The sequence below is a fragment of the Rhodopila sp. genome, from assembly GCF_965277825.1.
Lineage (GTDB): Bacteria > Pseudomonadota > Alphaproteobacteria > Acetobacterales > Acetobacteraceae > Rhodopila.
Window position 1 is genome coordinate 728,357 of sequence record NZ_OZ255846.1, and the last position, 21,554, is coordinate 749,910.

Sequence of the window (21,554 nt, forward strand, 5' to 3'; positions counted from 1 at the left end):
GCGTATCCGCGCTCCCTTGTGGCGCGGGCCCGGTCATATCATCCCGTTGCGATCAAGCCTATTTAACTGTACCGAATTATTCTTGCTTGTCGTCTAGAGATTCCCGTCGCGGCGGCGAAACTGCTTGCCGCAACGGCGGTCTCCGGGGCATCTACCGATCATGAGTGGAAACGATCCCGTTCAGCAACTGGCTGACCCCCAGGCTCCGGCTGCGCCGCAGCAACCGGCGCCGGCGCGCCCGACCGTCAACGGCGAAACCGTGGAGCAGGCGCTGGCCCGAGCACAGGCGGCAGCGCAGGCCAAGCGGCTGCATGAGGCCGGTGGCATCTGCGCCGATGTGCTCGCCGCGATGCCCGAACAGCCCGCGGCGCTCGCCCTTCAGGGTATCATCGCGGCGATGGCGGGCGATGCCGAGCGCGGTATTTCGTTGCTGCACCGGGCCATCCAACTACATCCAGGAAATCCGACCTGGTATGCCCATCTCAGTTCTCTCTGCCGCAACACCTACCGCATGCAAGAGGCATTGGAGGCCGGCCAGGAATCGATTCGGCTGGACGCGGGCAATCCCGAACACCTGGTCAACCTGTCGCTGGTGTTCGTGGATGTCGACGACCGCGACCGGGCGATGGCCTGTTTGCTGCGCGCGCTGGGGCTGAAGCACGACCATGCCGACGGCCACCTGGCGATGGCGCAGACCCTGCTGTCGATGGGCGATTTCGACGCCGGATGGATGGAATACGAATGGCGCAACCTGACCGGGGCGGGCAAGGCGACGATGCCGGCGATGACCTCGGCGCCGTGGAACGGCATGCGGCTGGCCAACGGTCGTCTGCTGTTGGTGGGCGATCAGGGTTACGGCGACACCATCCAGTTCGCCCGTTACATCCCGATGGTCGCCGAACGCTGTCAGGAGGTGATCGTCGGCTGCAGTGCAGAGATGGCGCCGCTGTTGGCGAAAATCCCCGGGGTTTCGCAGTATTGCCATCGCTGGACCGACATTCCGGGTCACGCCGCACACTGCCGGCTATCCAGCCTGCCGTACTTGTTCCGAACTCAGACCGATACCATACCGTCGCGGATGCCATACCTGCAGGCGGACCCGGCTCGGGTCACCTACTGGCACGACCGGTTGGCGGCGACCCTACCCAGCGGGGTGAAGCGCATCGGGCTGGCATGGACCGGCCGCCCGACCCACCCGAACGACCGGCGGCGGTCGATGCCGCTGGCGCAATTCGACGCCTTGGTCGACGCTGGACCAGCGGCGTTCGTTTCGTTGCAAAAGCCACTGCCCGCGCGGGACCAGGAAGTGATGGAGCGGTTTCCCGGGATGACCGATCTGGCAGGCGAACTGACCGATTTCGGCGAGACCGCGGCGTTGATCGAGAACCTGGACCTGGTGATCACGGTGGACACGTCGATGGGCCATCTCGCCGGCGCGCTGGGCAAGCCGGTATGGATCCTGATCCCAAAAGCGGCCGATTGGCGCTGGATGCTGGAACGTGAGGACAGTCCCTGGTATCCGTCGGCGCGATTGTTCCGCCAACCGAGGCCGGGCGCCTGGGACGAACCGATCAGCCGGCTGCGCGCCGCCCTGGCCCGATCGCTGGCAGAAGCGCGGATGGAGCCAGTCGGCACCGAGTGACGCCGAACCGGATGGCAGTTGCCTACCTGACCTGGCAAGACAGCATCCGTAGACCGCTTGCCCGGAAACATCGGCCGCGCCTAACCTATTGACCGCCAAGGCCCCAATGACCAAACCCAGGACGAGGTGCGGATGCGCGTTGCAGTGATCGGCGACGGTCCGGCGGGGCTTTATTTCGCAATCCTGCTGAAGCGGGATCGGCCGGAGGCCGTTGTCACAGTGGTCGAGCGCAATCGGCCTGACGACACATTAGGCTTTGGGGTGGTGTTCAGCGATCAGACGCTGGACGCATTTGCCGCCGCCGATGCACCCAGCTACCGCGCATCATCGAGAATTTCACTTACTGGGATGACATCGAGATCCATGCCCGCGGCACGGTGCGGCGGATTAGCCGCAACGGATTCTGCGGCTGCGCGCGCCGCTCGCTGCTGATGCTGTTGCACGATCGGGCGCGAACGCTGGGTGTCGAACTTATCTTCAACCGCCAGGCAACACCGGAAGACTTTCCCGATGCCGACCTGATCGTCGCCGCGGATGGCATCAACAGCGCGATCCGATCGGCTGACCAGGCACGCTTTCAGCCCAACACCGATCTGCGGCCAAACCGGTTTGCCTGGATGGGCAGCACTCGCCCGTTCGACGCCTTTGCGTTTTTCTTCAAGCAGCGCGCCGAGGGCATATTTATCGCGCATTGCTACCAATACGAACGGGACGCCAGCACCTGGGTGCTGGAAATGGAGCCGGAGACGTTCCGGCGCACCGGGCTGCAACAGGCGACCGAGGCGGAGTCAGTTCGGTTCATGCAGGACGTATTCGCCGAGGAGCTCGCCGGACATAAGCTGATCACCAACCGCAGCCATTGGCGGCGGTTCCCGATGATTCGCTGTGCGCGATGGACTCGCGGCAACGTCGTGCTACTCGGCGACGCCAAGTCGACAGCGCATTTTTCCATCGGATCGGGCACCAAGCTGGCAATGCAGGACGCCATCGCGCTGCATGCCGCGATCGTCGCCGGCGGTTCGCTGGCGGACTGCTTGACCACGTTCGAGCACGGCCGGCGTGAGGCTGTGGAGAAAATTCAGCACGCCGCCGATGTCTCGCTGGTTTGGTTCGACCATGTCCAGCGATTCTGGCCGATGCACCCGACGCGGTTCGCATTCGGCCTGATGACCCGGTCGAAAGCGATCACCTACGACGACCTTGCGTTGCGGGCACCTGCGTTCGTCCGCGAGGTGGACGCGCTGTTCGCCGCCGAGGCGGCCGGCAACGCGCCGCCGTCCATTGCCGGCCAGCGACCCGCCGATAGCCAAAGCCCGTCGATTTTCCAACCGTTAAGGCTGCGCGGCATGACGCTTATCAACCGGGTTATGGTTTCGCCGATGTGCCAATACAGCGCGGAGCAGGGAACGCCGACGGATTGGCATCTGGTACACTACGGCGCACGCGCGACCGGCGGTGCCGGACTGGTCTATACGGAAATGATCTGTATCTCCGCTACGGCCCGCATCACGCCCGGTTGTACCGGACTATGGAACGACGAGCAGGAAGCCGCCTAGACCCGGATCGTCGGCTTCACCCATGCGTACGGATCGGCGAAGATCTGTCTGCCGCTTGGTCATGCAGGCCGCAAGGGTGCAACGCGGCTGATTTGGGACGGCATGGATCAGCCGCTGCCCGAGGGGGCGTGGCCAGTGATGTCGGCCTCGGCGATCCCATACAGCACGGAAAGTCAGGTCCCGCAGGCGATGGACCGCGCCGACATGGATTGCGTTGTCGACCAATTTCGCCAGGCGGCGCGGCGCGGCGAACGCTGCGGCTTCGATATGCTGGAGCTGCACTGCGCGCACGACTATTTGCTGGCCAGCTTCCTGTCGCCGCTGACCAACACCCGGCGCGATGACTATGGTGGTTCAGCCGACAACCGGCTGCGTTTCCCGCTTCAGGTGTTCGACGCGATGCGGGCGGTGTGGCCGGACGACAAGCCGATGTCGGTGCGGCTGTCGGCCACCGACTGGGCCGATGGCGGCATCTCCGAGGCTGATGTCGCGGCCATCGCGCGGACCTTCGCCGAACATGGCTGCGATCTGATCGACGTATCCACCGGGCAGACGGTGGTGGACGCGGCCCCGGTCTATGGCCGGATGTTCCAGGTGCCGTTCTCCGAAACGATCCGCAACGAGACCAGACTGGCGGCGATGTGCGTGGGTTCGATCACCTCGGCGGATCAGATCAACACCATCCCGGCCGCCGGGCGCGCCGACCTGGCGGCGCTGGCGCGGCCACACCTGGTGGATGCGGGGTTCGCGATGCGGGCGGCGGCGGATTACGGGGTGACCGATGTCGCCTGTCCGGTGCAGTACGAGTATGGCCGCGACGCGCTGATGCGCAGCGCCGCGCGCGAGCGGGCGGACCTGCTGGAGCTGCGCCGGCGCGCCCGCCCCAAAAGCCACGGCGGGACTCGCGGCGACCGCCCCAGACATGCGATGTAATGATTAAGCGGCGGACCGACCCTTGGCTTGGCCGGCGCCAAGGGCAAAGCAAACGCGGGCTGGCGTGAAGCAATCATCCATGTTGGGGGTCACCATGCGGGCAGTGCGGGTCTTCGGGATAGCAGCGATGCTGATCGGAATGCTGACGACGGCGGCCTCGGCGCAGATCAAGATCGGCGCGATCATTTCGATTACCGGACCGACCGCAGCGCTGGGTGTCGGCTACAAAAGCGCTTTCGCGGTGTTTCCCTCGGAGATCGACGGCAAGAGCGTCCGCTACATCATCCGCGACGACGCCGCCGATGCCAGCCAGTCGGTCACCATCGCCCAGCGCATGATTGAGGAAGATCATGTCGATGCGATCATCGGTCCGTCGCTGACCGCCTGCGCCAATGCGGTGCAGCCGATCGCCAACGCCGCCAAAGTGCCGATGATCGTGACGTCGCCGCTGGATTATGATCCGGTGAAAGACCCCTACACCTTCTCGGCTGTGCAGCCAGTCAGCCTGATGGTGAACGCTCTGGTCGCCGATATGATGAAGCGCGGCGTCAAGACGGTGGCCTATATCGGTTTCGCCGACGGGTTCGGCGATCAGGTCTATGACGCAACCAAGCAAGCCGCCGACAAGGCCGGCATCAAGCTGGTGGCGAATGAGCGCTACGCCCGCACTGACACCTCGGCCGAGTCGCAGGTGCTGAAGGTGATTGTCAAGAAGCCGGATGCGGTGATGATCGGCGCATCGGGCACGCCGGGAACGCTGCCCGACGTGGCGCTGCACCGGCGTGGCTACAAAGGACTGATCTACGGCAATCACGGCATGGTCAGTCCGGCCTTCCTGCGTGTCGGCGGTGCCGCGGTGAACGGCACCATCGCAGTGACCGGCCCGGTTGTGGTGTATGACCAACTGCCCGACACCAATGCGTCGCGCGGGCCGGCCACTTCGTTCATGAAAGCGCTTATCGCAAAGTTCGGACCGGATTCGGTCAGCCCGTTCGCAGGCTATAGCGAGGACGCCTTGCTGCTGATCAGCGCCGCCATCCCCGCGGCGCTACAGACCGCAGAATCGGGCACCGAGGCGTTCCGGGTGGCGTTGCGCGGCAACCTGGAGAAGACCCACGATCTGGTCGGCACGCACGGGGTGTACTCCATGAGCCCGACCAACCACAACGGCATGGACGACCGGGCGCGCGTCCTGGTTCAGGCGGTCGATGGGCAGTGGAAGCTGCTGCCGTAGCGGCGCGCTTGCCATCGCCGCCGGTGTCCCGGGTGGGGAAACGGGCGCACCCGCTGTCCTGGCGCGGGCGGGGCCGGGCAAGGTTGTCCGCGACCGGGCGCTGAGCCCGCAATGGACCTGACGATCCTCCTGGCGCTGCTGCAGGATGGGCTGACCACCGGGGCGATTTATGTGCTGCTCGCGGTCGGGCTGCTGATCGCGTTCACCGTGACGCGGGTGATCTTCATCGCCCAGGGTGATCTGGTGTCGTTCGCGGCGCTGACACTGGCCTCGCTGATCAGTCACCGCATCCCTGGCACGGTGTGGATGCTCGACGCGCTGTGCGCCTGGGCGCTGGTGCTTTCGCTTGCCCGCGGCCGCTGGGCGGCGCTGCTGGGCTATGGGTTGGCGCCCGCCGTGCTGACGCTGTGCACCTGGGCGGCGGCACGGTATGGCGTTGCCACCCCGGTCCTGATGCTGTTGTCACTGACCATCGTCACCGCGCTCGGGCCCCTGTTGTATCGCTTTGCCTACGAACCGCTGGGCGAAGCGCCGATGCTGCCGCTGCTCATCGTGTCGATGGCGCTGCACTTCGTGCTGATCGGGATTGGGCTGTATTGCTTCGGCGCCGAAGGGGTTTCGACCCCGCCGCTGACTGATGCCAGCTTCGATGCTGGGCCGATCGAGATTTCCGGCCAGTCGCTGAGCGTCGCCCTGGTCTGCCTGGTCATGGTCGGCGCGCTGCGGTGGTTCTCGGTCAGCACGTTGCTCGGCAAAGCGCTGCGCGCCGCGGCGTCGGATCGGCTGGGGGCGCGACTGATCGGCGTCGATCACGCACTCAGCGGGCGCGCCGCATTTGCCTTGGCGAGCTTCGCGGCGGCGGTCAGTGGCGTGCTGATCGCGCCGATTACACCGCTGTCGTACGACACCGGGTTCGAGATCGGTCTGAAGGGCTTCGTCGCGGCGGTGATTGGCGGCCTGGCATCGTACCCGCTGGCCGCGGCGGGGGCGCTGGTAGTCGGGCTGCTGGAATCGTTCTCCGGCTTTTGGGCCAGCCAATATCAGAACATCATCGTGTTCTCGCTGCTGATTCCAGTGCTGATCTGGCTGTCGCTGGCGCGCGGCAATCCGGAGGACCAGGCGTGAACCGGGTTCACCCTGGTGCAACGCTATCGCGCGGCCTTGTTCCGACCATCGTTGCGCTGCTGGTCTGTTTGGCTCTGCCATTCGTGCTGACAGAGTATCAGGCGACGCTCGCCGGCTTCATCGGGATTGCCGCTATCGCCGCGCTTGGGCTTGTGCTGCTTACCGGGGTCAGCGGTCAGACATCGTTCGGGCATGCTACGTTTGTCGGACTCGCCGCCTATACAACCGCCTGGATGACCCGCTATGGCGGGTGGCCGCCGCTGGCCGGGCTTGTCGCCGGGCTTGCCGTCACCGGCGGCGCCGCGTTTCTGCTCGGGCTGATCACCTCGCGCATCTCCGGCCATTACCTGCCGGTTGCCACCATCGCTTGGTGCTCCAGCTTCTTCTACCTGTTCGGCGTGTTGCCCGGTCTGGGCGGCTTCAATGGTTTCGGCGAGATCCCGCCGCTGTTCCCCGGCATCAGCCGTGGCACGGCCGCTGCACTGATCGGGTTAGTGCTGATAGCCGCCACCGTGCTCTGCGCCAACCTGCTGGGCAGCCGAACCGGTCGGGCGATGCGGGCACTGGCGCAGAGCCGCGTCATGGCGGAGAGCCTGGGCATCGACACCGCGCGACTGGCCCGATCCAGCTTCGTGCTGGCCGCGCTGCTGGCGGGCGTCGCCGGGTGGCTGTTCGCCCATGTCCAGCGTTATATCAGCCCGGCGCCGTTCGGTCTCAGCGCCAGCATCGAATATGTCTTCATGATCGTGATCGGCGGCGCCGCGCATCTCGGCGGCGCGATCCTCGGCGCGGCTATCGTCGTGCTACTGCGCGACCAACTCAATGATCTGCTGCCTCGCCTGCTCGGGTCGTCCGGAAACTTCGAGACGGTGGCGTTTAGCCTCGTGGTCATCGCGCTGCTGCGCTACGCCCCCGGCGGCATCGCCCCCGCCCTGTTCCGCGGTCGGTTGCGACCCGCGCCGAGCAATCCGGTAGGGGATCGCGCGGCCCCGTTGCCGAGCCGGGACAAGCCGCCACACGGCACGCTGGTCCTGGCAGCGAGCGCGTTGGAGAAGCGGTTCGGCGGGCTGGTCGCGGCGCGGGCAATCGACCTTGCGGTGCACGCCGGTGAGATCGTGGCGCTGATCGGCCCCAACGGAGCCGGCAAGAGCACGACCTTCAACCTGCTCAGCGGGGCGCTGGCGCCGGACGCGGGACGGATCCAGCTCACCGAGCATGACGTCCACGGGTCAGGCGCGCGAGCAATTGCGTGGCGCGGCCTCGCCCGAACGTTTCAGCATGTCAAGCTGCTGCCGGAGGCGAGCGTGCTCGACAATATCGCACTCGGCGCGCATCAGCGCGGCCGCGCGGGAATGCTGCGGTCGATGCTGCGGCTGGATCGGTTGGAGGAGCGGGCTTTGCTACGGACGGCGCGGGAACAGGCGGCGCGCGTCGGGCTGGATGACGTACTGCTGGCCCCGGTCGGCAGTTTGCCGCTCGGGCGCCAACGACTGGTGGAGATCGCCCGCGGGCTGTGCCTGGACCCGCTGGTGTTTCTGTTGGACGAGCCAGCCGCCGGCTTGCGGCTACAGGAGAAACAGGCGCTGGCCGGTTTGCTGCGCGCTCTGCGCGGTGAGGCCATGGCGATCCTGCTGGTCGAGCACGACATGGACTTCGTGATGGGGCTGGCGGATCGGGTGGTGGTGATGGATTTTGGCGAAAAGATCGCCGACGGCCGACCCGACCAGGTGCAAGACGACCCGATCGTGCAGGAGGCCTACCTGGGCGGCGTCGCATGACGGTGCTGTCAGTGGAGAACCTGTCCGCCGGCTACGGCAAAGCCGAGGTGCTGCACGGGGTGACGCTGTCGGTCGATCAAGCGCAGATCGTCGCCATCGTCGGGCCGAACGGTGCCGGGAAGTCAACGCTGATGCATGCGGTGATGGGATTGCTACCGCGCCAGGGGCAGGTCTCGTTTATCGGGCAGGCGGCGGGCGAGGTAGGCTGGATGGTACGGCACGGCGCCGTGCTGGTGCCGGAGACCCGCGCCCTGTTCACCGACATGACCGTGCAGGACAACCTGATGCTCGGCGGGTTCGCCCGATGGTCCCAAAGGTCACGTCCGGGCGGCCGCCAGGCGGAGTCTCCGCCGCGACTCGATCTGGCAGCCTCGATGGCGGATGTATTCGAGGTATTTCCCCGTCTGGCCGAACGGCGCCGGCAGTTGGCCGGCACGCTTTCGGGCGGCGAGCGGCAGATGCTGGCGCTCGGGCGAGCACTGATGGGCCAGCCGAAGCTGCTGCTGTTGGATGAACCGAGCCTGGGACTGGCGCCGAAGATCGTGGTGGACATTTTTCGCGTGATAAGCGCGCTGCGCGATCGCGGGATCGCCATTTTGCTGGTCGAGCAGAATGCGCGCGCGGCATTACTGTTGGCGGAGTATGGCTATGTGCTGGAAATGGGGCGGGTGGCGCTGCACGGTCCGTGCGTTGATCTGGCATCGGATGTGCGGGTGATCGAGACGTATCTGGGGCGGAAGCGTGACGCCCGGTTGCCGGGTTAATCATTCGGCAGTCAGACGAATCTGAAAATCCCCTTCGTGTCCGTGACGCGTGAAGATGTCCGCCTGATAAAACAAATCAAATGTCCATCTCGGTGGTTTTTGATGCGCCGGAGTGTTGAATGGCATGGTCATGCGGCGGCCCTCGGAACGGTTGGTTGGATGGCTACGGCGTCGCGGTCATAGCGGCCCAAGCAGCGCGGCCCATCGAAGATCGCCAGACCGCCATCGGGGTATTCATGCACCCGGATCGTCGCCCGGACGTAGTGATGGCGGTGTGTCTGCTCGGGGATCTGCAGCGTTTTGCCGCGCCATGACACGCAGTTGTCCCGCCCGACACGGCGATCCTCTTGCAGGCACAGCGTATCCGCCAACGGAGCGCCGACATAGGCGACAAAGGCGGATCCTGCCTCGGATGCCGCGACGCCGAAGCGGGCATTGAAGTCGGGCATGAAGACCTCTCGTAGATACACGTTCGCAACCTCGGCGCTGGCCAGCCCGCGGATCCGCAGTTGCTGAGGAAGACGACCTTGCAGCGTGCCGAAAGCCCGCTCCATGCGACCGCGCGCTTCGGGCGAATAGGACGGGATGTGGCGGATGCCGAGCTGTGCCAGGGCGCGGCCGACCTGGGTGAGGTTCTGTTTGTCGACTTTGCCACTGGCCTCCGGCGTCAGGAAATAATGCGAGCCGCGATCGGTGTAGAACGCCCCGAAAAGCCCGTGCCGCTGGATCGTTTCAGCCAGTCCCCGCAGGCTCGACATGGTGCCTTCTTGCTCGGTCAGGAAGATCGAGGTGATGTGCCCGGTGGCATCATCGAGGGTGACGATCAGGTCCTGCTGGGCGGCGGTGCCGGGTAGCCAGCAATGCGTCGAGCCGTCCTGGAACAGCAGCATGCCAGGCAGCGGCCGCCGCTCGCGCTTCTTGCGGTGCTTGCCCCGCAGCGTCGCCTTTTGCACCAGTCCAGCCGATTGCAGCGCCAGCCGGGTGACCGTGTAACAGAGCTTGTAGTTGTGCTCGCGGCGCGCTGTCTCGTGGAAGTGCTTGACCGAGAAATCCCGATATCGGTCACGATACAGCGCGCACATCCGACCGATCTCCGTGGTGTCAGCACGCCGCGGCGACGCCGTCCCTAGGCGCCGGTCGCGCAGTCCCTCGACGCCTTCGTCGTCAAACCGGACGCACATACGGCGGAACTGCCGACCCGATACACCAAGCAGGTCCCCGGCCTGATCGGCGCTCAGACGCCGATGGCGAAAGCGCTCCAGCGCGGCCTCGAACCGGCTCACGAAAACACCCCACAAAGCCCGTTGTCGCCGCATGTCCTACCTCTCGAACAGGCGGCGAACATTCCGGACATTTCACGCGCTAACAAACACGGACAGATCACGCGCTCCCAACACTTTTGTGGGCTGCGTTGACGCTACGCCGACCCGCGACTAGCGTGCCTACTCGACAGGCTCGGGAGAACGGCTCCATGACTACCAAGCTCAAGGCGCGCATCGACGCGGGAAAAGCAAACGTCAATGGTTGGCTTGCCATCCCGTCTGGTTTCTCCGCAGAGGTGATGGCCCAGTGCGGATGGGATAGCGTCACGGTCGACATGCAGCATGGAGTGCAGGATTACCTGTCTATGGTACAATGCTTCCAGGCTATGCAGGCTCATCCGATTACGCCGCTAGTGCGCGTGCCGTGGAATGAGCCGGGAATCATCGGCAAGTGCCTCGACGGAGGGGCAATGGGTATTATTTGCCCAATGGTAAACACTGCCGCCGAGGCAAAAGCGCTAGCAGATGCCTGCCTTTATCCGCCAAACGGCAAACGCAGTAACGGCCCGATCCGCGCCGCCATGTATGGCGAGGTGAGTGGCTACCAAACCACTGCCAACAACGAGATCTTGGTCATCCCAATGATTGAGACCCAGCAGGCCATTGATAACATTGATGAAATCCTCAGTGTTCCCGGCATTAATGGCATCTACATCGGTCCGTCCGACATGGGTTTGTCACTCGGGCTGGTCCCTATCCTAGATCGCGAGGAGCCAATCATTCTGGAAATCTATGGAAAGCTGCTGACCTCGTGCAAGAGATACGGCAGGTTTGCGGGTATCCACAACGGCACCGCTGCCTATGCTGCACGAATGATGCAGATGGGTTTCCAACTTTGCACTATTGCTAACGATAGCGGGCTAATGGCTAGAGCTGCGCGTGAAGCGGTTGGTGCAACTCGCAAGGCCGCTGGAGATGTCGCGAGCTAATCTCAAAACGATGGATTAGTTGCTCCAAAGTGATTTTTTCCGGCTCGATGCGGCATCTCGTTCTGTATAGGGGCGAAGCGGTGATGACGATGCAGATCACGCGGTTCGATCATAATGCAGATTGGTTGCGCGATCGCGGTTTATGTTGCCGACGCAAGTGTTGCGCGGCGGGCGCTGGCTCTGGTCTTGTAGGATCTCGAGTGGGCTGGAGTTTCCAAGAACTACGGCACGGACCGGCAGACGCTGCGCGACTGGAGGACAGATACAGGGAGCAGGGGATCGCCGGCTTGTCAAACCGGTCGGCATTGCGGCTGCGGGCGGCGGCAACTTGGGTGCGGTCATGCCAGGAGACGAGGGCCAGGGCATTGCGCAACAGATGAACGATGCAGGTCGGGAGTGTCAGATCTTCTGTGTGTGAGGCGGTTTCTGTCTCACCCAACCCATCGTTGGATTACTAACTGTATCGGACGGATGACCCTCCTCGGCAAGCTGCCATGACGTTTCTTGATCCACGTTCCTTGGTTCGATCGAAGCGCCTGTTCCTGCGTCCCGGCCTGCGATCGCATCGGCAGTCGCGCGCAGGCCCGGTCAAATTCGCCGCTTGCGGCGGGACGGCCGCCACGCGCAGCCCCGCTGGGGCGAGCATGGCGAGGACCCACAATTTGACCTGGCTGAGCACGACGTCAAGCTTCGGCCAGGCGGGCGTGGCGCAGGTCTTGCATGGGAAGCCATCAACCCTCCCGGGTGAAGCGCTCCGCGTAGAGGATCGCGAACTGGTTCATCGCTTCCTTCCAGTGGTGCGCCGCGGTGCCCCAACCGGCGGTGATATTGCGAACGCCAGCCAGATCAGCTTGCCCGCCGCATCGTCAGTGGGAAAATGACCCCGAGTCTTGATGATTTTTCGCAGGCGGACATTCACGCTTTCAATCGCATTGGTGGTGTAGATCACCCGCCTGATCTCGGGCGGAAAGGCAAAGAACGGGATCACGTGGTTCCAGGCGCGTCCCCACCACGGTGGAGAATTTCCGCCCCCATTCGCCCGCCGCGAACGCGTCCAGCGCCGCAACGGCAGCCTCCGCACTGGCCGCGGCATAGATTGGACGCAACGCCGCCGCCAGCGGTTTGCGGTGCTTCCAACTGGCGTAGGCTCCGGACTCAATTTCAAGTCCACCAGATGATGATGGCCGCCAGTGCGACTGTCGCGCTGAAATTTCGCTTGAGCTTGTCGTAGCGGGTGGCGACGCGGCGCCAATCCTTCAGATGGGCGAAGGCTCGCTCGATCAGGTTGCGTAGTTTGTAGATCGTGGTGTCGAACGCGGGGACGTTCTTGCGCCTCGGGTTGGGCTTGATCACCGGGGTGGTTCCGCGCTCTGCCAGCGAGCCGCGAAGGTCGTCGCTGTCATAGGCGGTATCGCCGAGCAGATGGTCGGCCTTTGGCAGTTTCGCCAGCAAGTCGTTGGCGGCTCGTATGTCGCTTCTCTGCCCGGGGGTTAGATCGAACCCGATCAGACGCCCGCGGCGGTCGGCAACGGCGTGGATTTTCGTCGTTCGGCCGCCTCGGCTGCGCCCGATCGCCTGCAAATCGGCCCCCCTTTTCCTCCGCCACTGCATCGGTGCGCCTTGGCGGTGGTGCTGTCGATGCTTTGCAAATCGACCGTCTCCGGGGTGATCAGCTGTTGCAGTATGCGCTGCCAGATGCCGGATTTCGACCACCGGTTAAAGCGATTGTAGATCGTGGTATGCGGGCCATAGACTGCGGGACAGTCGCGCCAGCGGCAACCAAACTTCAGCACATGCAGGATGCCGCTGATGCGGCCCGGCCTGACCCCTCGACGATGGGTCGGGAACCGAGCCGGGACTATTGTTTAATTGGGTTCTGAGCCTAGTCGAGGCTGTTGCGGATCAGATAGAGCAGGTTTGCAGGTTGGTCTGGGGAAACACCACGTCCAGCGCCTGAGGCATACCGGTCAACCCGTCGGTCACCGCGATCAGGATGTCGAGCACGCCGCGGCTGCGCAGGTCGTTGAACACCTTCATCCAGAACTTGGCGCCCTCGGTGGTCTCGATCCACAGACCCAGGATCTCGCGTGTGCCGTCCCGCCGCACCCCGAGCGCCAGATACACCGCCTTGTTGCGCACCACGTTGTCTTCCCGGATCTTCACCCGCAGCGCATCGAAGAACACCACCGCATAACCGGCTCCAGCGGCCGGCTCTGCCACGCCGTGACCTCCGACAGCACGGCGTCGGTCACCGTGCTGATCAACTGCGGACTGACCTCGCTGCCATAGCTTTCCAGCAGATAGCCCTGGATCTCACGCACCGTCAGGCCACGCGCATATAGCGCCACGATGCTGTCGTCGAAGGCGGTGAAACGGCGGGCGTGCTTGGGCGACTGAGCACGCGAAGGAGGGAGCAGCAGCGGCTCGAAGCTGCCCTCGCGGTCACGCGGCGTCTCGATCAGGACACGGCCGTCACCGGTCAACACCGTCTTGCTGGTAGCGCCGTTACGGTGGTTGCTGACCTGCCCGGGCTTCTCCGCGCCTGGCGCGTAGCCCAGATGGTGGCTCAGCTCCGCGTTCAGCGAAGCCTCGATCAGCGCCTTCTTGAACGCGATACCCGCCTGGTTGATCGCCTCGCCGGTCATCGGACCGCTCAGGAACAGATCGACCAGTTCCTTCGGGATCGACGGCTGCTTGGATACCTCACGCTCTACGTTCTTCACTTTGCTCGGCATCATACGCTCCTTGGCGTCGGTTATGCCTCGCACACAGATTCATGGACAGGCTCATCGGTATGACAGTAATCGGGATAATCTGAGAGAGTCCCGTCGTGTTTCCAGTGCCCCTCCCGATCTGAGGGGACGTCTAATACCAGCCGACGGTTGCGTTGACTCGTATGTGATTTCCGCCGGCTCGAGGCGGCATGATTCGATTTGCCCGTTCTGGATGCGAGGCGAGCGGCATGACGGTGCAGATCACACGGCGCGATCACGATGCGGGTTCATTGCGCGAACACGCGTCGGGTGTTTGCGAGGCGAGTGTCGTGCGGCGGCTTCTGGCCTTGGCGTTGGTGTTGGAGGGTCACGGTCGTGCGGCAGCCGCCAAGACCTGCGGCATGGATCGGCAGACGCTGCGCGACTGGGTGCACCGCTACAACGAGCAGGGGATCGACGGCCTGTCGGACCGTCCGCACGGCGGTGGTGCGCCACCGAAGCTGACCGTCGAGGAGAAGACCCAACTCGCGGCCTGGGTCCGCCAAGGGCCGGATATGACTGAAGACGGTGTCGTGCGCTGGCGGTTGCGCGATCTGCGGGACCGGATCCTGGCACGCTTTTTCGTGCCGATGGACGAGCGCAGCGTCGGGCGGATGCTGAAGACCTTGACGTTCAGCCACATCTCGGTGCGCCCCCGCCATCCTCAGGCCGACGCCGCAGCGCAGCAGGCGCATAAAAAAACTCGCCGACCTGGTCGCCGCTGCGGTTCCCGCTGCCGCACAGGGTAAGCCGATCGAGCTGTGGTGGCAGGACGAAGCGCGCGTTGGTCAGCAAGGCACCCTGACCCGCATCTGGGCGGAGCGTGGCAGCCGTCCGACCGCGCCACGCGATCAACGTTATAAATGGGCGTACTTGTTCGGCGCGGTCTGCCCGGCGCGAGGCGTCGGCGCCGGGCTCGTGCTGCCGCACGCCAATGTCCACGCCATGAACCTGCATCTACAAGAAATCAGCACTCAGGTCAGCCAAGGCGGCTTCGCGGTGCTGACGCTGGACGGTGCAGGATGGCACCAACTGGGCAACCGTCTGGTGGTGCCCGACAACATTGGCCTGCTCCACCTGCCGCCTTATTCACCCGAGCTCAATCCGGTTGAGAACATCTGGGAGTTCCTGCGGGGAAACGATCTCAGCAATCGCATCTACGCGACCTATGAGGCAATCGTCGACGCCTGTTGCGACGCCTGGAACAAACTCATCGCGGCACCCGATCGTATCCGCTCAATCGCCTCCCGAGACTGGACAAAAACGGTCACTTCATGAGTCGGTTGGTATAAAATGATCACTACAAATCCTACTCTTTACTAAGCAATACAGACGCCGGTTGTCCAGACCTGACAGGCCAACTCCTGATGCCGGTCCCGCCAACGGCGGAAGGTCCGCTCGCTGATCTCAAGCAACTCAGCCGCTTCCATCTGGCTCAGCTCCGACCACTCGGAGCGGCCTAAAATATCCGCAAAACGCATCCGACGTATGCCCTCGTGAATGCGTGCCCGATCCATCTGCAAACCCCCGACATAGGAGATCCAGATGACCGGACATTTCACCAGCTACCAAACCCGGACAATTCATCAGCTAGCCATAGAGACTACCCCCTGCGTTGACTGCCTATTCCCGCGGAGTTAATCAGCCTTGACGATTCCGACGCCGTCGTCAGATCTAACTGAATTGAAACTGACAAGACTGGAGCCACGCGTGCGAGACGAAAGGGACGCGAAGATGATCGCGCCGAACTCTGAGGGCAAACTTGTGGGTCGCCCGTTGTCGCCGCACCTGCAAGTCTATCAATGGCCGATTAGTATGGCGCTATCGATTATTCATCGCGTAACCGGCGTCGGCCTCGCAGGCGGCACCCTGTTACTCACTTGGTGGCTTGTCGCTGCCGCGGGTTCTGACGCAGCATTTGATACGGTGCAGCGGTTTGTGGGTTCCGTGCCAGGGTTCTCTTTGATGTTTGCCTGGTGCGCCGCACTTATATTCCATTTCTTTAGTGGCGTTCGCCATCTGCTGTGGGATTTCGGAATTGGTTTTGACGCGCCTATGTATAAGACGTCTGGCTGGGCTGTGGTTTTCCTAACTGGCGCCTTTATAACACTAGTTTGGATCATAGGACTATTACTTTGGTAGGGGCCGACATGTCCGGAGGACCACGAGTTGGCGTTGCGCGTTCCGCGGTTGGTGCAGCTCACGGCCGAGGATCGACGCGTGCGGGTTCACATCATTGGTGGGCACAGCGTTTGACTGCTCTCTGCCTAGTTCCCTTGTCCCTTTGGTTTATCTATTCCGTGATTCGCCTTTCGGGCGCGTCGCATCAAGCCGTAATAAACTGGATGTCATCGACCGCCAGCCTGACTTTGATGCTCGTTCTTATTGTGACAACTTTTCACCATCTCCAACTGGGGATGCAAATGGTGATCGAGGACTACGTCCGCGGCGATCTAGCTAGATGGGGCATCGTTTTGGCAGTGAGGGCCGCGTCTGCGCTTCTAGCGACAGCTTGTATCGTGTCAGTGTTGAAAATCGGGCTCTGAGTGCAGAGGAGAACGCTATGAATGCGATTACAATGCCTTCATCACGAGCCTACAAAATATTGGACCACACCTATGACGTTATAGTTGTCGGTGCTGGGGGCTCCGGCCTGCGGGCGGCGCTCGGAATGGGCGCCTCCGGCTTTAGCACGGCCTGCATTACGAAGGTTTTTCCAACCCGCAGTCACACTGTTGCAGCACAAGGCGGAATTGGCGCGGCGCTAGGAAACATGGGAGAGGACGACTGGCGGTGGCACATGTATGACACCGTCAAAGGATCCGACTGGCTTGGCGATCAAGACGCGATTGAGTACATGTGCCGCGAAGCTATCCCGGCCATTTATGAGTTGGAACGTTACGGCGTTCCATTCAGCCGCACTGAGGACGGACTTATATATCAGCGTCCCTTTGGCGGCCATATGACTGAATACGGCAAAGAGCCCGCCGTGCGTGCGTGTGCTGCGGCCGATCGCACGGGCCATGCCATTTTACACACGTTATACCAGCAAAGCCTGAAGCACGGAACGGAATTCTTCGTCGAATACTTTGTGCTAGACTTGATTGTGGATCACGAGGGCATCTGTCGCGGCGTAGTAGCCTGGAACCTAGAAGACGGCAGCATGCATCGATTTCGGGCGCAAAGAGTTGTGATAGCAACAGGTGGGTACGGTCGAGCCTATTTATCGTGCACATCAGCACATACTTGCACTGGCGATGGCACAGGCATGGTACTCCGCGCAGGTTTACCTGTTCAAGACATGGAATTTGTGCAGTTTCATCCAACGGGGATCTTTCCCGCAGGCTGTCTAATCACTGAAGGTGCACGTGGTGAAGGCGGCTATCTGACCAACAGGGATGGCGAGCGCTTTATGGAACGTTATGCGCCAACTGCAAAGGATCTTGCCAGCCGAGACGTTGTTTCTCGCTCAATGACATTGGAAATAAATGCTGGACGTGGCTGTGGCCCGGCAAAAGATTATATCATGCTCCATTTGGAGCATCTTGGGTCCGACTTGCTAGTCGAGCGTTTGCCGGGAATCTCGGAAACCGCAAGGGTGTTTGCCGGCGTTGACGTAACGAAGGATCCGATTCCGGTTCTGCCCACGGTCCATTATAACATGGGGGGTATACCGACAAATATTTATGCTGAGGTGCTACGCCCGGCGCACGACAATCCCGACGCTGTGATCCCCGGATTGATGGCAGTCGGTGAAGCGGCGTGTGTTTCAGTTCATGGCGCAAATCGCCTCGGCACAAACTCGCTACTCGACCTTGTAGTTTTTGGCCGCGCTGCAGCTCATCGCGTCTCCAAAACAATTCGCCCTGGAGCCGTCCAGTCTCCATTGCCCCCTAAAGCCGGTGAAGCCTCGCTTGATCGGTTCGACCACGCCCGGTACGCCAAAGGGGGCACTAGGGTCGCGGAGCTTCGGTTAGCAATGCAACGTTCTATGCAGAGCCACGCAGCGGTATTCCGTGATGCAAGTAGCCTGACCGAAGGCGTGGAGAAAATGAGGGAGATCTGGACTGGGATGGCCGATATGTCTGTCAAAGACCGAAGTCTGATCTGGAACAGCGACCTGATGGAGGCGTTAGAGCTAAGCAATCTTATAAGTAACGCAATGACGACGATGGTTGGGGCGGAAGCGCGCTCTGAAAGCAGAGGTGCACATGCGCATGACGACTACCCAGACCGCGACGATCAGACTTGGATGAAGCACACCCTGGCTTGGTGCGACAAAAGTGGGAAAGTGAAACTGGATTATCGGCCTGTGAAAATGCGAACGCTAACCAATGAAGTATCCGTCTTTCCGCCAAAGAAGAGGGTCTACTGAGCCTAGTAGAGGCGCTCCAATAGATCGACTCTCCTCACACCGCCTCGCTGATCTTATACCAGCCGACGGTTGCGTTGACTCGTATGTGATTTCCGCCGGCTCGAGGCGGCATGATTCGATTTGCCCGTTCTGGATGCGAGGCGAGCGGCATGACGGTGCAGATCACACGGCGCGATCACGATGCGGGTTCATTGCGCGAATACGCGTCGGGTGTTTGCGAGGCGAGTGTCGTGCGGCGGCTTCTGGCCTTGGCGTTGGTGTTGGAGGGTCACGGTCGTGCGGCAGCCGCCAAGACCTGCGGCATGGATCGGCAGACGCTGCGCGACTGGGTGCACCGCTACAACGAGCAGGGGATCGACGGCCTGTCGGACCGTCCGCACGGCGGTGGTGCGCCACCGAAGCTGACCGTCGAGGAGAAGACCCAACTCGCGGCCTGGGTCCGCCAAGGGCCGGATATGACTGAAGACGGTGTCGTGCGCTGGCGGTTGCGCGATCTGCGGGACCGGATCCTGGCACGCTTTTTCGTGCCGATGGACGAGCGCAGCGTCGGGCGGATGCTGAAGACCTTGACGTTCAGCCACATCTCGGTGCGCCCCCGCCATCCTCAGGCCAACGCCGCAGCGCAGCAGGCGCATAAAAAAACTTCGCCGACCTGGTCGCCGCTGCGGTTCCCGCTGCCGCACAGGGTAAGCCGATCGAGCTGTGGTGGCAGGACGAAGCGCGCGTTGGTCAGCAAGGCACCCTGACCCGCATCTGGGCGGAGCGTGGCAGCCGTCCGACCGCGCCACGCGATCAACGTTATAAATGGGCGTACTTGTTCGGCGCGGTCTGCCCGGCGCGAGGCGTCGGCGCCGGGCTCGTGCTGCCGCACGCCAATGTCCACGCCATGAACCTGCATCTACAAGAAATCAGCACTCAGGTCAGCCAAGGCGGCTTCGCGGTGCTGACGCTGGACGGTGCAGGATGGCACCAACTGGGCAACCGTCTGGTGGTGCCCGACAACATTGGCCTGCTCTGTCAACGCCGGTTGAAAACTGACCCACCGGTGGCGTGGGGCGCCGGTTGAAAGTTGACCCACCCGGCTGCCTCAGGACGCAGTGGTGCGTTACGGCATGTAAGCCTGCCTCGCTGTTGGGCGCCGAGGTCAAGCCCCGCAGCCGCGCAGCGGGGCGTCGCAGACGCCGGGCTTGAGGTCGGCGACCGACGGCGGGATCATGGGTTCGGCCGGTTCTCGGCGATCGGCCCTGGGAGAGCCGTAGTTGCCGCATCGACCTGTGACGGTGGGTGAGGCGCGGACTTTGGCATGATGCCGCTCTTCCTCTTGTCGCGCAGCCGGTAGCTGTCGCCGCCAATCTGCACGACGGTCGCGTGATGCATCAGTCGATCGAGCATGGCGGCCGTCAGCACGGCATCCCCGGCAAGTGCCTGATCCCAACTGCCAAAGGTCAGGTTCGAGGTCAGCACGATCGACCCGCGCTCATACCGTTTGGCGACCACCTGGAACAGCAGGTTCGCCTGATCGCGCGACAGCGGAAGGTAGCCAATCTCGTCGATGATCAGCAGCCGATACATCGAGACGGCCCGATGCAAGGCTTCCTTTAACCGACCTTGGCGCTGCGCGGTTTCCAGCAACAGCACCAGATCGGCCGCCGGCATGAACCGCGTCTTGATCCCAGCCTGTGTCGCCAGGTACCCCAGGCTGATGGCGATATGGGTTTTGCCGACCCCCGATGGTCCCAGCAGGATCACGTTCTCCGCGCGATCGATGAAGCCCAGTCCTGCCAGGTGCTGGATCTGCTGCTTCGGCGCACCGACCGCAAACGCGAAGTCGAACTGGTCCAGTGTCTTGATCGCCGGGAAGCCTGCAACCCGCGACAGCATCGTCCGCGCCCGGGCCCGGCGGGTCTCCAACTCTCCGCGCAGCACCGTCTCCAGGAAGTCGGTGAAGGATGCCTCGGTCGCGGCCGCGGTCTGCGCCGCGGCGGCGTAGCTCAGCGCAACCCCGCTCAGCCGCAGGTCCAGGCAAAGTTGGGTCAGCCGCTCGTGCTGGAGATTCACCGAACCGCCTGCGCGGCCAGGAGAGCCTCATAGACGCTGAGCGGATGCTGGATCGTGATGGTCTCCAAAGGCTGTCTGATCGACACAACAGGCGCCGAGCGGGGTACATCGCCCTGCCACGGACCCGCCAGCGGCAAAAGCCTTTCCAGTTCCTCCGCAAGCAGCTCCGCCGGAGCCCGCCCGGTCGTGCCGTGCAGCCGCACATTTGCCGTGTCGCGCAGCCACTTGCGGCCTTCGATGTTGGCCGTCGCGGCATCGACCTTGACGCCGAGCGGACGCAACCGGCTGTCCAGCGGCACCCAGAAGCTGTGGCGTAAGTATCGGATGAAACGTTCGACCTTGCCTTTGGTCTGCGCCCGGTACGGGCGGCACAGTCGGGGCAGGAAACCATGGTGATGGGCGAAGTCGCGGAACCCCGGTTGCAGCCGATGCTTGCCCGGACCATACGCATCCCGGCCGATCACGACCGTGCGCATGTTGTCGTACAGCACCTCGTGCGGCGTGCCGCCGAAGAATGCGAACGCCGCCTCGTGGCAGGCGATCAGCGTCTCCAGCCGCTCGTCGGTGACGAACTGCACGTAGGCCATCCGGCTGTGACCCAACACCGCGACAAACACCGACAGCGGATCCGCGCCGCGGCGCATGACCGCCCAGTCGACCTGCATCTGCCGACCTGGCTCGGTCTCGAACCGAACAACCGGGTCGGGAACCGCCACGGGCCGCAAGGATGCCAGATGCTCACGCAGGATGGTGATCCCGCCGGTGTAGCCACGCAGCCTCAATTCGCTCAGCAGCACGATGCCAGGAACCCGATCCGGATCTGCAGCCGCCATGCGCTCCGACAAAAACACCTTGTGGGCGTCAAGCTTCCCCTCAACCGCTGGACGCGCCGTGTAGCCCGGGTCCTCCGTCGATTTGAGATAACGCTTCACTGTGTTGCGTGACACGCCGGTACGGCGGGCAATCTCCCGCACGCTCAAGCCCTGCCGCTTCAAAATCCGGATCTCCATCGCGCTCTCCGCCAGAACCACAGGTCCCTCCGGCAAAGCGCACCACACTAAACACATGGGTCAGTTTTCAACCGG

The 21,554-nt window shown here is 63.1% G+C and carries 16 protein-coding genes and 4 pseudogenes; 12 read left to right on the plus strand and 8 right to left on the minus strand.

Annotated elements, in window-relative coordinates; genetic code table 11:
- Window positions 1-160 precede the first annotated feature (160 nt).
- From ACQY4T_RS03940 to ACQY4T_RS03965, 6 genes and pseudogenes are all read left to right on the plus strand, one after another.
- Entirely contained in the window at window positions 161-1,642 is a 1,482-nt protein-coding gene (locus tag ACQY4T_RS03940; RefSeq protein WP_428537981.1) for a glycosyltransferase family 9 protein, read from the plus strand.
- Between the two features lie 431 nt (window positions 1,643-2,073).
- Window positions 2,074-4,131 (plus strand): annotated as a pseudogene (locus tag ACQY4T_RS03945) (FAD-dependent monooxygenase).
- Window positions 4,132-4,258: 127 nt separating this feature from the next.
- Entirely contained in the window at window positions 4,259-5,365 is a 1,107-nt protein-coding gene (locus ACQY4T_RS03950; RefSeq protein ID WP_428537984.1) for an ABC transporter substrate-binding protein, read from the plus strand.
- 111 nt (window positions 5,366-5,476) lie between these two features.
- Window positions 5,477-6,490 (plus strand): branched-chain amino acid ABC transporter permease, encoded by a 1,014-nt coding sequence (locus ACQY4T_RS03955; protein ID WP_428537987.1) that lies wholly within the window; start codon window positions 5,477-5,479, stop codon window positions 6,488-6,490.
- The gene (locus ACQY4T_RS03960; RefSeq protein ID WP_428537990.1) at window positions 6,487-8,268 is read left to right on the plus strand and encodes an ABC transporter permease subunit; all 1,782 of its coding nucleotides are present in this window, start codon (window positions 6,487-6,489) and stop codon (window positions 8,266-8,268) included. The genes ACQY4T_RS03955 and ACQY4T_RS03960 overlap by 4 nt, the downstream gene beginning before the upstream one ends.
- The gene (locus ACQY4T_RS03965) at window positions 8,265-9,032 is read left to right on the plus strand and encodes an ABC transporter ATP-binding protein (protein ID WP_428537993.1); all 768 of its coding nucleotides are present in this window, start codon (window positions 8,265-8,267) and stop codon (window positions 9,030-9,032) included. Before ACQY4T_RS03960 ends, ACQY4T_RS03965 begins: the two co-directional genes overlap by 4 nt.
- 128 nt (window positions 9,033-9,160) lie before the next feature.
- Here ACQY4T_RS03965 and ACQY4T_RS03970 read toward each other — a convergent pair whose 3' ends face one another.
- On the minus strand, window positions 9,161-10,315 hold the full coding sequence (locus tag ACQY4T_RS03970; RefSeq protein WP_428532901.1) for an ISNCY family transposase: 1,155 nt from the start codon (window positions 10,313-10,315) through the stop codon (window positions 9,161-9,163).
- Between the two features lie 188 nt (window positions 10,316-10,503).
- On the opposite strand from ACQY4T_RS03970, the gene ACQY4T_RS03975 reads away from it, so the two are divergent.
- Window positions 10,504-11,283 carry an HpcH/HpaI aldolase family protein gene (locus tag ACQY4T_RS03975; RefSeq protein ID WP_428537996.1) on the plus strand — a complete coding sequence of 260 codons (780 nt, stop codon included), beginning with the start codon at window positions 10,504-10,506 and terminating at the stop codon, window positions 11,281-11,283.
- A gap of 731 nt (window positions 11,284-12,014) precedes the next feature.
- On the opposite strand, the pseudogene ACQY4T_RS03980 reads toward ACQY4T_RS03975, so the two are convergent.
- From ACQY4T_RS03980 to ACQY4T_RS03995, 4 genes and pseudogenes are all read right to left on the minus strand, one after another.
- Window positions 12,015-12,428: pseudogene (locus ACQY4T_RS03980) on the minus strand (transposase); the annotation flags it as partial.
- A gap of 16 nt (window positions 12,429-12,444) precedes the next feature.
- Complete coding sequence (locus ACQY4T_RS03985) at window positions 12,445-12,894, minus strand: IS5 family transposase (protein ID WP_428537999.1); 450 nt, start codon at window positions 12,892-12,894, stop codon at window positions 12,445-12,447.
- A complete protein-coding gene (locus ACQY4T_RS03990) occupies window positions 12,789-13,145 on the minus strand; it encodes a transposase (protein WP_428542693.1) in 357 nt (118 codons plus the stop codon). The genes ACQY4T_RS03985 and ACQY4T_RS03990 overlap by 106 nt, the downstream gene beginning before the upstream one ends.
- Window positions 13,146-13,188: 43 nt before the next feature.
- Window positions 13,189-14,018: pseudogene (locus ACQY4T_RS03995) on the minus strand (IS256 family transposase); the annotation flags it as partial.
- Window positions 14,019-14,245: 227 nt separating this feature from the next.
- Between ACQY4T_RS03995 and ACQY4T_RS04000 the strand changes: the two are divergent.
- Window positions 14,246-15,314, plus strand: a protein-coding gene (locus tag ACQY4T_RS04000) for an IS630 family transposase (RefSeq protein ID WP_428538002.1) whose coding sequence is annotated in 2 segments (ribosomal slippage) — window positions 14,246-14,739 and window positions 14,738-15,314 — 1,071 coding nt in all. Because the reading frame shifts where the segments join, the coding sequence is not laid out codon by codon here.
- A gap of 41 nt (window positions 15,315-15,355) precedes the next feature.
- On the opposite strand, the gene ACQY4T_RS04005 is transcribed toward ACQY4T_RS04000, so the two are convergent.
- Window positions 15,356-15,553, minus strand: coding sequence for a helix-turn-helix domain-containing protein (locus ACQY4T_RS04005; protein ID WP_428542696.1), 198 nt, complete (start codon window positions 15,551-15,553; stop codon window positions 15,356-15,358).
- A 217-nt stretch (window positions 15,554-15,770) separates the two neighbouring features.
- Between ACQY4T_RS04005 and sdhC the strand changes: the two genes are divergently transcribed.
- The 4 genes and pseudogenes from sdhC to ACQY4T_RS04025 form a co-directional block, all read left to right on the plus strand.
- Window positions 15,771-16,178, plus strand: coding sequence for a succinate dehydrogenase, cytochrome b556 subunit (sdhC, locus tag ACQY4T_RS04010; RefSeq protein ID WP_428538005.1), 408 nt, complete (start codon window positions 15,771-15,773; stop codon window positions 16,176-16,178).
- A gap of 8 nt (window positions 16,179-16,186) precedes the next feature.
- Window positions 16,187-16,582 (plus strand): succinate dehydrogenase, hydrophobic membrane anchor protein, encoded by a 396-nt coding sequence (gene sdhD / locus ACQY4T_RS04015; protein WP_428538008.1) that lies wholly within the window; start codon window positions 16,187-16,189, stop codon window positions 16,580-16,582.
- Window positions 16,583-16,599: 17 nt separating this feature from the next.
- Window positions 16,600-18,411: a succinate dehydrogenase flavoprotein subunit gene (sdhA, locus tag ACQY4T_RS04020; RefSeq protein WP_428538011.1), complete on the plus strand. Its 1,812-nt coding sequence runs from the start codon at window positions 16,600-16,602 to the stop codon at window positions 18,409-18,411.
- Between the two features lie 149 nt (window positions 18,412-18,560).
- Window positions 18,561-19,426: pseudogene (locus ACQY4T_RS04025) on the plus strand (IS630 family transposase); the annotation flags it as partial.
- 197 nt (window positions 19,427-19,623) lie between these two features.
- Here the strand turns inward: ACQY4T_RS04025 and istB are convergent.
- Complete coding sequence (gene istB, locus ACQY4T_RS04030; RefSeq protein WP_428538014.1) at window positions 19,624-20,469, minus strand: IS21-like element helper ATPase IstB; 846 nt, start codon at window positions 20,467-20,469, stop codon at window positions 19,624-19,626.
- Complete coding sequence (gene istA / locus ACQY4T_RS04035; protein ID WP_428538017.1) at window positions 20,466-21,500, minus strand: IS21 family transposase; 1,035 nt, start codon at window positions 21,498-21,500, stop codon at window positions 20,466-20,468. The genes istB and istA overlap by 4 nt, the downstream gene beginning before the upstream one ends.
- Window positions 21,501-21,554: the final 54 nt, after the last annotated feature.